Here is a 15,701-nt window from a genome sequence, read left to right on the forward strand (position 1 = left end):
AATCCATTTTTGAATGCTAAATAGATTACCACCGGCTTTTGAAGGTTGTATGTATTTCCGCAATAATGTTCCTTTCCCATGAAGGGATGAATTTCAGATAGAGCTAAATAAAAAAGCCATCAGATTCTGATGGCTTCATTATTTAAATCAATTATTTATAAAATTAAAAATTTGCTGGTGTAGCTGGAGTAATTGCCGCTAAGTTATTATAAGCTTCTCCTTCTTCGTTGATTACTCTTTTTGCGAATCTGAATTTAGGTCCCCAGTAAGAATCATTAAGTGAAGAGATCATCACTCCTTTTGATGTTGCTGCATGGATAAATTTAATTTCACCCTCTTCAGAAACACTTTCTACAATACCTACGTGAGAGATTCTTCTTCCATGAGAAAAGAAAATAAGATCTCCTTTCTGTAAGTTACCTTTTTCAATTCTTTCTCCTTCCTGAGCCTGAGAAGCTGCTACTCTAGGTAAACTAAGACCTGCTGCTGCTCCGAAAACGGAAAGAACGAAAGCTGAACAATCAATACCGTTTCTTGTTGTTCCTCCATATCTGTAAGGAGTTCCCAAGTACGTTTCTGCCTCTTCCAGGATACCGTCAATTGTTTTGTTGTACTTCACAACTTTTGCAATCTCAGAATTCTTAATAGCTTTTTTAGCATTAGCTATGGTTGCAGCCTTTTCAGAAAGAAAAGAATCGATAAGTTTTTGCTTATCCTGCTCCATTTTTTTGCTGTCTATAGAGGCTAGTTTGGCATCTGTTTTGTATTCTCTAGTGTAAGTAGCTGGTTTTGAAACCACATAATTGGTAGCACACGATTGCATTGATACTGTAGTAACTAAAGCAACTAAATAAAACAAAACTCTTTTCTTCATATATATTTGATTATCCGTGTTAAAAAGGAATATTTATTTTCAAAAGCATTACAAAAGTAGAGATTCCGAATAAAAGACCCCTGATATGATAATTGTCAGGATCTTATTTTAACACTATTTAACATATTAATTACATATGTTAAAGAAAAATAAACCGCAACTGCCTATTTTTGGCGAGTGTGCGGTTTTTTTTATTATGATTCTTTAACAAACGCTATCGATTTTCTTCTATAAATCAGATTTTGTAATTTAAAACTCTAATTTTCCTGTTGTTAATAAAAACCAAAAAATTCCCCGGAAAACCGAGGAATTTAAACTAATATGGAACTTTACAGATGTTATTTTGTAAACAACATTTCTCTGTATTTTGTCATTGGCCAAAGCTCATCATCTACCATCATTTCAAGATCATCAGAAGCTTCTCTGATAACATCAAATAAAGGAATTACTTTAGTACAGTAAGATTCTGCCTGCTTTTGGCTATTGGGTACAGCTTTCGCTGCTTCTCTTGCTTTAATAAGATCTTCTACGCCAAGTTTAATTTTGGAAACATTTTCAGAGATATTCGTGATCAGGCTCATTTGCTCTTTCGCCAGTGTTTTGAATTCTTTATCTCCAAAGATGTCTTTCAGCCCTTTTACGTTTTCAATTAATCGGTTCTGATATTTTAAGGCAGAAGGAATGATGTGGTTTCTTGCGATATCACTTAAAACTCTTGCTTCAATATCAATTACCGTAGAATATTTTTCTAATTTGATTTCGTTTCTTGCTTCAACCTCTCTGTGAGTAAATACTCCGATTTCTTCGTAAAGGCTAACAAATTTTTTATCCATTTCCTGTTTAAGAGCTTCAGGAGTGGTTTTTAAGTTATTTAAACCTCTCTTTTTAGCTTCTTTAGCCCAATCATCAGAATATCCATCACCTTCAAACATAATGCTCTTGCACTGCTTGATGTATTCTCTCAATACATTGAAGATTGCTTCATCTTTTTTAAGGCCTGTCTCAATAAGAGCGTCCACTTCTTTTTTGAAATCGATTAATTGCTTTGCAGCGATTGTGTTCATTACCGTCATAGACTCTGCACAGTTAGCAGAAGATCCTACTGCTCTGATCTCAAATTTATTTCCTGTAAATGCAAACGGAGAAGTTCTGTTTCTGTCCGTATTATCTAACAGGATTTCTGGAATTTTTCCAACTACATTTAATTTAAGATCTGTTTTTTCGTCCGGAGAAAGTTTTCCTTCCGTTACTTTTTCAAGTTCTTCCAATACTCTGAACAGCTGGCTTCCGATGAATACAGAAATAATTGCCGGCGGAGCTTCGTTGGCACCTAATCTATGGTCGTTGCTTGCAGAAGCAATGCTTGCTCTTAAAAGGTCAGCGTATTCATACACTGCTTTGATTGTATTCACGAAGAATGTTAGGAACTGTAAATTTTTCTTAGGATTTTTTCCCGGGCTTAGAAGGTTTTCACCTGTATCCGTTGCTAAAGACCAGTTGTTATGCTTACCGCTTCCGTTTACTCCGGCAAATGGCTTTTCGTGGAATAAAATATGGAAATGGTGCTTGTGAGCAATTCTCGCCATGATGTCCATCAATAAAGAGTTGTGGTCTACGGCAACGTTTACTTCTTCAAACATGGGAGCCAGCTCAAATTGGTTAGGAGCAACCTCGTTGTGTCTTGTCGTTACAGGAATACCCAGTTTCATACATTCAATTTCCAACTCTTTCATGAAATTCATTACTCTTGTTGGGATAGAACCGAAATAGTGGTCATCCAGTTGTTGTCCTTTCGCCGGAGAATGTCCCAGCAATGTTTTACCTGTCAATACAAGGTCCGGACGTGACTGATATAAAGCTGAATCTACAAGGAAGTACTCCTGTTCCCAACCCAGGGTAGGGGTTACCTTTGTAACATTCTTGTCAAAATACTGCATGACGTTGGTTGCTGCTTCATCCACAGCATTCAAAGCTCTCAAAAGAGGAGCTTTATAATCTAACGTTTCTCCTGTATAAGAAATGAAGATGGATGGAATACATAATGTAGTTCCCATGATGAAAGCAGGAGAAGTAGGGTCCCAGGCTGTATAGCCTCTTGCCTCAAAAGTATTTCTGATACCTCCGTTAGGGAATGAAGATGCATCCGGCTCCTGTTGGATCAATAGATTTCCGCTGAATCTTTCGATAGCTCTCCCTCCTTCGATAGGCGTGAAGAAAGAGTCGTGCTTTTCAGCAGTGGTTCCTGTTAAAGGCTGAAACCAGTGTGTATAATGGGTTACCCCTTTGCTCATAGCCCAGTCTTTCATTGCTACAGCTACCTGGTCAGCAATATGTCTCTGGATTTTAGTTCCTTTTTTTACAGCATCCATAATAGAATTGAATGCTTCTTTTGTTAAATATTCTCTCATGGTCTCTTCCGAGAAAACATTGGTACAGAATAATTCTGACAGTTTTGCAGGAACCTCAACAGAATTATCTTTTCTGAAGTCCTTAAATGGTAGGGTTTCTAATGCTTTGAATCTTAAGGTTGACATATTAGGGTGATTTTTACAGGGCAAATTTACAAAAAAAATGAAATGAAATCATTTTAACCCTAAAAAAATTAGGGGTGTTTTGAAAAATTATATAATTTAAACAATGGTTTAACGTTTTTGTAAGGGGGTGAAAAGATATCCAATGCTTAAAATTTAATGTCTAAAACGCTTTTTAAGGCTCAAATACTGTAAAAATACGCTGTATGAGGAATTTCTTATAAGATACAGTATTATATGGATTAAACGACTTGTTAAAAGATAGTTAAAATAAAATGGACAAAGATTTTGTATATTTGTGTGAAATTTATTTTATGACAAATTCTAGAGCAAGAGAAACAACAGAGGCTATTGAAAGATTATATATTTCTATGAGACACTTATTTTATAGAGGATTTTTCAAGCCAGGAGGAGTTTCAGGAGAAAGCATTAGAAGCTTGTTGAAAACAATCAATCCAGAGATTTATGGTACCATGAATATTCCAAATAAATTGGAGCTTGATGGTTTGATGTATGTTTTAGACAGGCTTCCTGAAGGGATTGAAGAATGTGCTTTTATTCATCTTACATCTGATGAAGGGTTTGATAAAGGAAGTTTCGAACCTATTGTTCCTAAGAAAAGAAGAAGAAACTGTTATAGAATAGACGAACACCAGATGAATATTGAGGTTCTTTTGGGGCGTTCCGAAATTTATGACATTCTTACCCACCTTACCTTCTTATTTATAGAAGCTGATAAAATCCGTAATCTGGCCTTCATCCAGGATGAAAACTGGAAGCCGACCCGCGCCTTTAAAATTATTGAAGAGGTAGTGAAAGGGGAAAAGAAATTCAGCAGAAGAGAAAAAGAGGTGGCTATTATTCATCTGTCATCTTTAATAGGAAGAACTTTTGATGAGACGTTGAGAGCTTACAACACTTTCGGGGATGATCATAATCCTGACCGTTTATTCAAAATCATTTACAACTTAGGAAAAGTAAGTCTTGAAGATGCAAAACAGACCAGAGAGAGAGAAATTCATTTCAGTGCTATATTAAAGGAAAGAGTGGGACATCACTACTTTGGAGAAAAGTGGGCTAATAAAGTGAAGGAGGTTTTATTTGAAAATAATCTTCATATGCGTCCGTTACATATTATTTCTGCCAATATGCATTCGGTGAAAAATATGCTGTACGGTAATGAAGCTCTTAAAAAGAAGCATCATCATGATGTGGACTATAAAATGTATGAAGAGATTTCAAACAAAAAAGAACTTCGTGATAAAGTATCAAAATATGCTTTAGATGAAGGAATGATTCATATTGCTGATAAAAGCGGAAGTAATATCGATGTTCAGATCATTGACCTTAGTAAAACAAATCTAAAGAATACTCCTTTTGGTGATATCAAGTTTGGCGGTGATGATGTAGTCATGGTATTTGATTATGCTTTCGGAGAACAGGCTTTTGAGGTGATGGACGAGCTGCTGAGACCTTTCGAACATAAAGGAGAAGTCTATATGATGCATGTAAGATCTGTTTCCATTATGGGTAAAGCAGGAATTCTTACAGGAGAAAAAGGAGATATTATGATTCCTACCGCTCATATATTTGAAGGAACAGCAGATAATTATCCTTTTGAAAATGCATTAAAGCTTGACGACTTCCACGATGAAGAGCTGAAGGCATTTGAAGGGCCTATGATTACTGTTTTAGGAACTTCACTTCAAAACAGGGATATCCTTTCTTATTTTATGAATACTTCATGGAAGGCAATTGGTCTTGAAATGGAAGGGGCACACTATCAGAAGGCCATTCAGGTAGCATCGAAGATCAGACACCATATTGCACCGGATCTGTTTGTATGTTATGCGTATTATGCTTCGGATAATCCTTTGGAAACAGGAAGTACATTGTCATCAGGAGGGTTGGGTCTTACCGGAGTGAAACCTACGTATCTGATTACCTTAAGAATTCTTGAAAAGATTTTAAAAAGTGGAAAAAAAGAAGTTTCGGCTAAGAAATAGCTTGGATTTCCTATTATAATATAAGCCTCAGGTGTCTGACATCTGAGGCTTTTTGTTTCTCAAACACAAATGACAGTCTTCTTTTTGTGGCTAGAATCCACTGCGAAATCATTAAGGACAATTATTTAATTACTTACCTTTAAAGAAATATAAAACAACCGATCAATGAGCTCTGCAGCACAATTATCAAAAAGATTCAGAGAGGTTTTGCTTGACGGCCTCTGGATTGCCAATACCAATTTTAAAGACCAGCTTTCCGGGGTAAGCCGGGAGCAGGCTGTTGCCAAAGTTGGGACACTGAATACCATCGCAATGCTTACTTTTCATATACATTATTATATAGCAGGCATTATAAATGTCTTTGAAGGGAGAGGTCTTGAGATAAAAGACCAATACAGTTTTGACCTTCCCGCTATTGAATCTCAGGCTCAATGGGAAGAGTTGGTAAATCAATTATGGGCTGATGCTGAAAAGTTTGCGGCATTGGTTATGCAAATTCCTGATGATCAGCTTGATGAGGTTTTTGTAGATGAAAAATATGGAACCTACAGAAGAAATATAGAGGGAATGATTGAGCACAGCTACTACCATTTAGGACAGGTCTCCTTAATAAAAAAGCTGTTGATGAGCCAGTAGACTTATGTTCGTTAAAAAGAGGTAATAAAGTGAATTAAAATCAATCCAAAACCACATTAAGCAGAATAAAACCTCGTTACAGCTCCTATTTGAGGTCTTATTTAAATTACATACCTTTAGAAAAAAAATAAAATTTTAAATGAGAAAATCGGCTGCAATCATTTTTGCGTTTATCATTTCACAATTTCATGCTCAGCAAGGAGCTTATTATCAGCAGGCTGCAAAGTACAAGATGGATATTGATGTTAATGCTGAAAAATTTACTTATCAGGGAAAACAGACTTTGGAATACACCAACAATTCACCGGACGAGTTGAATGTGGTTTATTTTCATCTCTACTGGAATGCTTTTAAGCCGAACTCCATGATGGACCAAAGAATAACTTCCCAGGGGAAAAATGGTGACTCAAGGTTGCAGAAAGATGGGATCTCAAGATTGGCATCTATTCCGAAGGATCAGGAAGGAGCCCAAAATATTCACTGGATCAGACAAAATGGAAAGGATTTGAAATTTGAAATCCAGGAAACCATCATGAAGGTGTATCTGGCTGAGCCTATAAAACCTAATTCCTCTACAACGTTTACCATGGATTGGGATGCTGTGATTCCGCAGCAGATCAGAAGAAGTGGAAGAAACAACAGGGAAGGAGTAGATATGACCATGACTCAATGGTATCCGAAAATTGCCGAGTATGATTATGACGGATGGGCAACTTTTGATTATATGGGAAGAGAATTTCATGCACCGTTCTCAGATTTTGATGTTAGCATTAAAATCAACAAAGAGTATGTAATAGGAGCAGGAGGAACCCTTGAAAATCCTGCTGATGTAAAAGGATATGATGGCAACGCAAAAATTAAAGCGGAAAAAGATAAAAAAGTAACCTGGAAATGGACGGCTAAAAATATTCTTGACTTTGCATGGAGTGCAGACAGGGATTACGTGGTCAATGGTTTTGATGTTCCGGAAGGTCCAAAAGTATATTTGGTTTATCAGAAAAACGATAAAACAAAGGTTTGGGAACAGGCACCGCTTTATGTGACCAAGTATTTCGAGATCATGAATGCCCATTTCGGAAAATATGTATACCCTACCTATGCTTTTATCCAGGGTGGTGACGGTGGAATGGAATACGGAATGTGTACCATGATTCTTGGAGAAGCTAAAGATATTAAAGGCTTGATGGGGTTAATGGCTCATGAAGGCTCTCACTCATGGTATCAGCAGATGCTTGCCACCAATGAATCTGTACGCCCATGGATGGATGAAGGCTTTACAAGCTATGCAGAAGGCTACACCATGCATCAGCTATTTCCGGAAGATCTTCCGAACCCTTTCGTAAAAACATTGGATGCTTACAGAAGCTTTATTAAAAAAGGAATTGAAGAACCGGCTGTCTGGTTGGGAGATCACCATGATAACGGAACTTCTTATACCTATTCATCTTATGTGAAAGGTGAATTGTATCTGGTACAGCTGGGGTACATTATGGGTGAGCAGAAACTTGCCGAAACATTAAGACAGTATTATGCCCAGTGGAGTATGAAGCATCCTTCAGACAGAGATTTCCTTCATATCGCCCAAAAAGTTTCGGGGATGGACCTGAAATGGTTCCACAATTACTGGATCAATACGACAAAAACTATCGATTACGGGATCAAGGATGTGAAATATGATGCAAAATCTACAACAATTACCCTGGTAAATAACGGACAGGTTCCTATGCCTGTTGATTTCAGTGTAATGACGATGGAGAAGAAAATTGTAACCTACCAGATCCCATTAAACATGACTCACACATGGAAAGAAAGTGATATCTATGGTAATTTTAAAACTATGCCTTACTGGCCTTGGACTCAGAAAGAATATACCTTTACTATTCCTTATCCAAAGTCTCAGTTATCAGTCTTAGGAATAGACTTCAGCCAAAGAATTGCTGATGTGAATATGGCAGATAATTTTGTACAGGTGAAATAAGAAAAGATAAACATATAGAATAAAAGGAGTACTTGAGAATACTCCTTTTATTTTTTTATAAATTTGGGATCAGAATTTAAAATTTTAGCCTGTTAAAAAAAATCAATGAATTCAATTGTAATAAACGTAGGAAACAGCAATATCAGATTTGGCCTTTTTAATGGAGATAACTGTGATATTTCATGGGTAATTAATACTAAACCCTACAGAACCGCAGACGAGCTATATGTACAAATGCTGATGCTCTATCAGACCTATAAAATTGATCCCAAAGAAATAAATAAAGTAATCATTGGATCTGTAGTTCCCCAGCTTACCAAAGTGATGAGCTCAGGAATAAAAAAGATCCATGGGGTTACCCCTGTTATTGTGGACCGAAATACCCCATCAGCAGTTCAGGCCAAATCTAAGCAGATGGGAACAGATATTTATGCCAACCTGGTTGCTGCCCATAATCTATATCCGAACAGAAAGAAAATTGTTATTGACTTTGGAACCGCTCTTACAGCCAGCTGTGTGGCAGAAACAGGCGAAACTTTAGGGGTGATTATCGCTCCGGGAATTGTGACTTCTTTAAATTCACTGATCAACCAGACGGCACAGCTTCCTGATATTGAGCTTAAAAAACCGAAATCAGTGCTGGGATTGGATACGGTAACCTGTATGCAAAGCGGAATGGTATATGGTTTTCTGGGAATGGTAGAAGGTTTTGTTGACCGTATTAATGATGAGGTAAATGACGATTGTTTTGTAGTGGCCACAGGAGGGGTATCTCATGTTTATAAGCCTTTGACAGATAAAATCCATGTAATGGACAGGCTTCATACCCTGAAAGGACTTTATTTCCTTGGTAAAGATTTGTAAGGGTAAATTAAATGATTAACCCTATTTTAGCCTAAACCCTTTATATAATGAATGAATTTCCAATAATAGAAACAGAAAGACTTATTCTCTCCCAGCTTGAAGAGAAGGATATTCCTTTCATTACAGAATATCTTCAGCACAGAATATTTTCAGATCTCACTTCTAATATCCCTTATCCATATACAGAAAACGATGCTCAGCTCTGGCTGAAAATGTCAAAGGAAGCCTTTGAGGATCATACAGGATATACCTTTGGAATCCGTAATAAAGAGGGGCATATTATAGGAGCTATAGGTCTTCATGACCGGGATGATGATAAAGCTGAACTGGGATATTGGATAGGGATGTCTTACTGGAACAAAGGCTATGTAACAGAGGCGGCTAAAGCTATTGTACATTTTGGTTTTAAAGAACTGAAGTTCAATAAAATTTTTGCTACCCATCTTTATCAAAATCCTGCCTCCGGAAAAATTATGGAGAAGATTGGTATGGAAAAAGAAGCCGTTTTGAAACAGGATGTTAAGAAAGGCGGAGAATATTTTGATCTCGTAATGTATTCTATTTTTAATGATATGAAATAAGATACACTAACGTATTGATTTTAACCCGGAAAAATAAAGAGGAACAAGTATACATTGTTCCTTTATCTTTTACTTTTAAAGAATTCTTTGACGATCATAGAACATTCATTTTCCATAACTCCTGTGACGATTTCCGTTTTTGGATGCAGGGAAAGATGTTTGTTGATAAAACCTCTCTGCTCGTCTCTTGCTCCTATCACTACTTTTGAGATTTGCGACCACGAAAGTGCTCCGGAACACATAACACAGGGTTCTAATGTGACATAGAGTGTACAGTTTTTAAGGTATTTGCCGCCAAGGAAATTAGCAGCGGAAGTTATGGCCTGCATTTCTGCATGGGCAGTAACATCATTTAGGGTTTCAGTAAGGTTGTGGGCTCTTGCAATAACACGGTTATTAGAAACAACTACACATCCAATAGGCACCTCGTCTTTTTCCAAAGCGGCTTCTGCTTCCTGCAGAGCCATTTTCATATAATATTCGTCAGTAAACATTGATCATTCCATCGTTAATGTTAAAGGAAGTCTGAACTGGAATCTTGCGGGATCCCCTTTAGCCATAGCCGGAACAAATTTTTCAGAAAGAGAGTATAAAGCAATTTCAGCCTGCCTGTTAAATGTGAAATTATCACCCTGTGCATGAACATTACTGATGCTTCCATCTTTTTCAACAATAAAAGCCACACTTGTTTTGATCATTTTTACTTCAGAATACACTCCGTCTGTATACATAAGATTAGCCACTTCCTTCCTTAATGTATTGAGTCCTCCGGGATAGTTGGGTGCTGTTTCCAAATCCACAGATTTGTCAACAGTATCTATGGAAATATCTTTCGGTATTTTTATAGATTCCAGGTCTTCCAGGTTTCTTACCCGTAATAAAGCTCCTACTAAGGCTGTATTTTCAATACTGTCCATTTTTTTCATAAAAAAAAGAAAATCTCCTTTTATAGCAGCCTTTTTAAAGGTATTGGACTCTGCATCAAATTTTTTCCTGAATTCTTTATTCAGCATAGTTCTATGCTGGTTGTAATAGCCTTTCACAGCCCTGAATTCCTCTTTCTGCTGGGAAAGAAGAAACGAAGAAATAAAGCAGCTGATGCCAATAAATAAAGCTCTCAATACAGGTATATTTATGTAAATATAATTAAAAAATATGAGATAGAATTATTCCCGGTTAGCTTTCAAGATAACGGTTCAGAGACTCCTGAAGATGGGTGCGTATGTCATCAACTAAACATTTAGGTTCTAAAACAGTCACCTCCTTTCCATAGGAAAGAATTTCCTGCATAAAGTCATACGTAGGATGAAGGAAGAACTCAAAATAGATCTCTTCCGGCGTTTCTTTGGTTTCCTTCTGCGACTGGTGAAGAGGGAAGCTTCTGATATATTCCCCTTGATGGCGGCTGCATTTCAACACAATGTTTTGCGGTTTCTGTTCCGTAAGATTCATCACCCCGAATGCATTTTTGAAATGCTCTCTGAAATTGTAACTGTATTTCTCACGGAATTTATTTTTGCCCACATCCAGATAATTAATCCTGTCCAGTCCAAATGATTTTAAGGCTTTATCTTTTGTATCAATAGCAATAAGATACCATCTGTCTTTAGACTCCTTCAAAGCGAGTGGGTGTACCTTTCGGGAGGTCATCAGCTTGTTTTTATAATTGTAATGTTCGAAACTAACCACTCTTTTATTACGGATAGCAAAGAACAGATCATAAAAATGCTCCACACCGGTTGGTTTTCTGCTTTCAAAAAAGATAAAATTTGAAAAATCCGGGTGAAGATTCAGGGCATTGCTTACCTGGAAAGACTCCAGTAATTTTTGGTTGTATTCATCCACCTCCATGATGGGGCGACTTTCAATATAATACCGGTTATCTCCCTTTTTTTTGTTGTGAATAGAAAGATTAAAAAGATCTGAAATCTCACGGATATCCCTTTGCAGCGTGCGTATGGAATAACTCTTGATTCCGGCATCCTGAAACTCAAAAGAATTTAAAAGGTATTCCTCCAGCTGTGAATAAGTAGCTGGGGAACTTTCCAATCTTTTAATGATTAAGGCATATCTCGTTAAATAAAAATCTTTTTTCATGGTAAAATTTTGTACCACAAATATATGGGCTTAATGCGACAAAACGTGTCGTGTTATATTTTTTTGTGAAATTTCCGAAAGAAAAAGCGGCCTTAGAATGATAAATATTCTGCTATAGAAGGTTAGCGTTTACTGAGCATCACTATTATTTTTAATACTGTGAGGAAGGTTGCCAACCTTTGTATAGGTATCAGATAAAAGAGAAACCAGCTATTTCCTGTTATGGATCAGGTAAGCTGCTGGTTTCATAAATGTAAGGTTATTGATATAAAAATAATTGCCTACACTAAGCTGTATTATTAAATGATTCGGTGTTGTTTTTATAACACAGTTCTGGCTGCCCATTCGTTTGTGATGGTGAATTCAAAGGCTTTTTGAATATTGGCGAGATTGCAGTGGATGCATAAAGGATGGTGGGCAGCTTCAGAACGTATAGTGTTTATGTTATATTTATAGTGTATCTTCTTCAAGAACATCATTTTCAAAATCTTGTCTGAAGAAGTTTTCAATGTCGTTGAGATAGTTTTCATAATCCATCTCCGCATTTTCGATGTCACTCCATTCTATAGTGTAGAGATCTTCATCGAAGATGATGTCTGTGTGGTGATTGGGTGTCTCCATGTTTTGTGTTTTAAGGTGTGGGTTAATTTTTGAACATATTTCGGGCTGTTCAGCATAGATCAATGTTGAATTCAAGGGCTTTTTAAAGTTTTTTATTAATTGTTTTTGTGTTCTTGTTTATATTTCAAAAGTAATCGAAGGAGGCGTCAAAACTTGACGCATAAAAAAAATAACTCAAAAAAAATTTTGAGCTATTTTAGTTTTAAGAAAAATCTTTGATATCTATTTCATCAGCAATAAGCATAATGATGTCCATTTCAGAAAGCATGGATTTGAGCTTGATTCCACCTAATTTTAAATCATCATCCGAAATAATATGCAACCAGACTCTCTGTATAAAGTCCTCGAATGTAATTTCTGAGGTATAAAGGCTGTTTGTCGTTTGTGCAGCTAAAGCCAATATTTGTTTGGTGATATCTCTGCATTCATTCATTTTTGTTTCATGAGGCAGCAGTACATTAAGCACGCAGTTTTGTGCATCATGAAGAAGGTTTGCAGTAACCTTGAGTTGATTTTTTTTAGCATTAAAACTTCTCTCATCGCTGATTTTGCCTGCCAGGATCTTACTTCTGAATCCTGCTATTTCCGAAACTTCACTGATCGTGTTTGTAGAGAGAATATTTTCTACAGACTTAAGCCAGGAAAGCATTTTCTCAACAAAAAAAGGGTCTTTTTTCTCCAAAGAAGAAACAATACCCGGAAATTCCAGCAGCTGATTCTTTAACTGGGAAACCAATATAAACTGTGACTTTTTCATTCTATTATTCAGGGATAAGCGTTTCTATAATATTTCCATTGATATCTTCATATCTTGACCACTCCATTCCTGCTTCGCTCACACTCATTTTAGCATAAATCAGGCATTTTGCATCCAACTGCATCAATTTGCTTGCCTCTACAATAATCTCGCGGTCATCTGTTTTCTCAATAACCCTTCGGGCCTCGGAAACAATTCTGCTGAAAAGACTTTGCTGCAGCAACTGAGGATCTGTGTTATTCCATGTAAAATTGGGAAGGGAACGACAGTATTCTACAGTATATTTTGAAATAGGCTCAAAATACTGTATCTGTGAATCGGTGAGGGTAGGTTTGTTTTCAGCTTTGATCTTCGTTATATAATCATTGTAACTAAGCTCCTGATTGGCTAGAAAGTTCCTTAAATTCTGATCATTTTTTGGGTCAGCAGGATTATAATCTGTTGAGGCTACTTTTGTAATCTCGTCGTAAGAAAAGTCTCTGAAAAGCAGGACAGGGGAACTTCCGGCGGCTGCAAAAGGAATGGTAAGGTCTACTGTTCCCACTTTCATTCTTGGAATGGAAAAATGTTTCAACAGGTCATCTTTAGCATATTCTTTTGCTATTTGTACAGTCTGTAAATCGGTCATTTTTCTGGCTGCAGCAATTTCAGAGACAATACCTCCTAAATATTCATTCAATTTTGGCATGATAAGTTTTTTTTAATTGATAAAAATTTTTAAAAGGATGGCTGCCGGAGCAGCCATCCTGAAAATTATTAAGAAGTAGCCACGGGTGTTGCGGAAGCAACAATAGCATCTTCTAACATATCCATAATTTTTGAAAGCCCTGCAGGTAATTCATCATTTACAGCTTTTACGTGTACTCCCAACGTATATGTTTTTTCTGTCGTTGAGGTACTTGAGTTGGTTTTCTTATAAGAAGCTGAAGCATTGAATTTAACCTTCCAGAACTTAGCACTGATAGAAGCGCTTCCCTGGAATTCACTGGCAATACTCTGAGTTTCTACTGAATTAAGTTTGGCGTTGAAATCAATCGTCATTTCATCAATTCTTAAAGCCGGAATCGTCAGCATAGAAAGCAATGGAACGCTTAATTTAACTTCTGATTTTACTACGTTATCACTGTTCTCAACGGTGCTGGGAACTGACTTTGTATACGTGAAATCCACATACTTAAGCTTTTTAGCGCCTCCTTCTGCGGCTTCTTCCTCAAAACCGACCTCTTTAATGAAGTTTACCTGTGACATAGATGCATCATGCTGAGCTTTGATAGCAGCCTGCATAGGCCCTCCGATGTAAACGCTGAAATCTAAACTGTTTAATTCTTGTACTAAATTTGCCATAATTCTAAAATTGTTAAGGTTATTAATTGGTTAATAATATATAGTAGTGCTAGCAGACTAATATTCAATATTGAGCAATAGCTATCCTGTTCAGCATTTATAAGCTGAAAAATTATTATTAAAAATAATTGGGATATTGTAAGTTTGGAATAAGCTTATTTAGCTTTGGTTTTCCTGGTTATTTTGTTTATTTAAAGATAGTTGGCCGCAGCGTCAAAACTTGTCGTGTTATAATTTATTTTCACTTTTATTTAATTTTTTATGAATATTATAAACTAACCTGGCCAACTGCTTTAATTCAGTGAGAATTTTATAATATAAGCTTTTAAGCTTATTTGGAGGCATTATAAGTTTTTAAGCTTATATTTTGTTTCTGATGAGCTTTTGAACAATCTGGTTTAAAACTTCCCTGTTGTCATCAATATAACTCAGGCCGGCCTGGATCAGGTTTTCAATATTGGAGCGCCTTACATTATCCATTGCCGGTGAAGCATTTTTCAGAGACGGGTTCAGACGGTAATAGTTTTTCTGATTTCTTAAACCTAATGTCTGAAACATTTGGGACAGCTGATAATCTACCGTTTCTGCATTGGCAGACATCAGAATATCAATGATGGGATTTACCCATCCTATTTTTCCTGCTTTTTCTAATCTTTTAAACGGATAAGGGCGGGATTCCACTCCCGTGCCTATAGAAATGAGGATCATATCATTGACGCCGGGATGATTGGCTTTCTGATGGTTTCTTAAAACTTCTGCAAAAGGGATCTTTCTGGCTTCTGCATAAGCACAAAGAGCAGGATTGTTCGCAAACATTCCTCCATCAATCAGGCTGAAGATCTGTCCGTACATCGATTTGATCTGTACAGGGCTGAAATAGGTAGGAGCTGCCGCAGTAGCTCTGCAAATGTCTTTTACATAAAAATTATCAGTACTGAGATTGGCTTCCCAGGAATTGAAAAGCTTGGCTCTTCTGTTTTCTATATCATAACTTGTAATTAAACATGGTTTTATTAATTCTTTTAATTCTAAATTTCCAAAAAAATCATTCAGATTTTTTTCAAGTGCTTCCTGGGAAATCCTTTCGTTCAGCAATCCAAATGGATTAACCAGTTTTTCCCAAAAAGATACCTGAAAGATGTCTCCACCCTTTTCAGCATATAATTCTAAGCCTTTCTGGATAGAATATTTTGCCTTTCGGGTTTCGTCGGGGCATAAGATAATAGAAGCAATCAGACCTCCTGTGCTGCTGCCTGCTACCAGATCAAAATAATCCCCGAGCCTTGCAGTCGGTTTATCATAATACTGGAGCTGTTCTTCTATGTAACGTAGAATAATACAGGTGATAATTCCCCTTATTCCACCCCCGTCCAAAGAAAGAATGGTTGTCTTTTTCATGTGATGTTTTAATT

The 15,701-nt window shown here is 36.7% G+C and carries 15 protein-coding genes; 5 read left to right on the forward strand and 10 right to left on the reverse strand.

The window, feature by feature from the left end; all coding sequences use genetic code 11:
- Positions 1-163: 163 nt before the first annotated feature.
- Together LQV47_RS02750 and LQV47_RS02755 are read right to left on the reverse strand one after the other, a co-directional pair.
- On the reverse strand, positions 164-874 hold the full coding sequence (locus LQV47_RS02750; protein ID WP_230033550.1) for an NlpC/P60 family protein: 711 nt from the start codon (positions 872-874) through the stop codon (positions 164-166).
- Between the two features lie 338 nt (positions 875-1,212).
- The gene (locus tag LQV47_RS02755) at positions 1,213-3,408 is read right to left on the reverse strand and encodes a glutamine synthetase III (RefSeq protein WP_230033552.1); all 2,196 of its coding nucleotides are present in this window, start codon (positions 3,406-3,408) and stop codon (positions 1,213-1,215) included.
- 311 nt (positions 3,409-3,719) lie between these two features.
- Here LQV47_RS02755 and LQV47_RS02760 point away from each other — a divergent pair, with 311 nt between their 5' ends.
- The 5 genes from LQV47_RS02760 to LQV47_RS02780 all read left to right on the forward strand — a co-directional run bounded on the left by LQV47_RS02760 (position 3,720) and on the right by LQV47_RS02780 (position 9,470).
- A complete protein-coding gene (locus LQV47_RS02760) occupies positions 3,720-5,411 on the forward strand; it encodes a hypothetical protein (protein WP_230033554.1) in 1,692 nt (563 codons plus the stop codon).
- 165 nt (positions 5,412-5,576) lie between these two features.
- A complete protein-coding gene (locus LQV47_RS02765) occupies positions 5,577-6,047 on the forward strand; it encodes a DinB family protein (protein ID WP_230033556.1) in 471 nt (156 codons plus the stop codon).
- Positions 6,048-6,186: 139 nt separating this feature from the next.
- Positions 6,187-8,025, forward strand: coding sequence for a M1 family metallopeptidase (locus LQV47_RS02770; protein WP_230033558.1), 1,839 nt, complete (start codon positions 6,187-6,189; stop codon positions 8,023-8,025).
- Between the two features lie 105 nt (positions 8,026-8,130).
- Positions 8,131-8,889, forward strand: a complete 759-nt coding sequence (locus LQV47_RS02775) for a type III pantothenate kinase (protein ID WP_230033560.1) — start codon at positions 8,131-8,133, stop codon at positions 8,887-8,889.
- Positions 8,890-8,936: 47 nt separating this feature from the next.
- On the forward strand, positions 8,937-9,470 hold the full coding sequence (locus LQV47_RS02780; protein WP_230033561.1) for a GNAT family N-acetyltransferase: 534 nt from the start codon (positions 8,937-8,939) through the stop codon (positions 9,468-9,470).
- A 62-nt stretch (positions 9,471-9,532) separates the two neighbouring features.
- Here LQV47_RS02780 and LQV47_RS02785 read toward each other — a convergent pair whose 3' ends face one another.
- The 8 genes from LQV47_RS02785 to LQV47_RS02820 form a co-directional block, all read right to left on the reverse strand.
- Entirely contained in the window at positions 9,533-9,964 is a 432-nt protein-coding gene (locus tag LQV47_RS02785; protein ID WP_230033562.1) for a nucleoside deaminase, read from the reverse strand.
- Positions 9,965-9,967: 3 nt separating this feature from the next.
- Entirely contained in the window at positions 9,968-10,591 is a 624-nt protein-coding gene (locus LQV47_RS02790; protein WP_230033563.1) for a hypothetical protein, read from the reverse strand.
- 55 nt (positions 10,592-10,646) lie between these two features.
- On the reverse strand, positions 10,647-11,567 hold the full coding sequence (locus tag LQV47_RS02795; protein WP_230033564.1) for a WYL domain-containing protein: 921 nt from the start codon (positions 11,565-11,567) through the stop codon (positions 10,647-10,649).
- A 450-nt stretch (positions 11,568-12,017) separates the two neighbouring features.
- Positions 12,018-12,263, reverse strand: a complete 246-nt coding sequence (locus LQV47_RS02800; protein WP_230033565.1) for a hypothetical protein — start codon at positions 12,261-12,263, stop codon at positions 12,018-12,020.
- A gap of 127 nt (positions 12,264-12,390) precedes the next feature.
- On the reverse strand, positions 12,391-12,945 hold the full coding sequence (locus LQV47_RS02805) for a hypothetical protein (protein WP_230033566.1): 555 nt from the start codon (positions 12,943-12,945) through the stop codon (positions 12,391-12,393).
- Positions 12,946-12,949: 4 nt separating this feature from the next.
- Positions 12,950-13,633: a hypothetical protein gene (locus LQV47_RS02810; RefSeq protein ID WP_230033567.1), complete on the reverse strand. Its 684-nt coding sequence runs from the start codon at positions 13,631-13,633 to the stop codon at positions 12,950-12,952.
- A 68-nt stretch (positions 13,634-13,701) separates the two neighbouring features.
- Positions 13,702-14,289 (reverse strand): DUF2589 domain-containing protein, encoded by a 588-nt coding sequence (locus LQV47_RS02815; RefSeq protein WP_230033569.1) that lies wholly within the window; start codon positions 14,287-14,289, stop codon positions 13,702-13,704.
- A 360-nt stretch (positions 14,290-14,649) separates the two neighbouring features.
- Positions 14,650-15,687, reverse strand: coding sequence for a patatin-like phospholipase family protein (locus tag LQV47_RS02820; protein WP_230033580.1), 1,038 nt, complete (start codon positions 15,685-15,687; stop codon positions 14,650-14,652).
- Positions 15,688-15,701 lie beyond the last annotated feature (14 nt).

This window comes from Chryseobacterium sp. Bi04 (assembly GCF_918698085.1).
GTDB lineage: Bacteria > Bacteroidota > Bacteroidia > Flavobacteriales > Weeksellaceae > Chryseobacterium.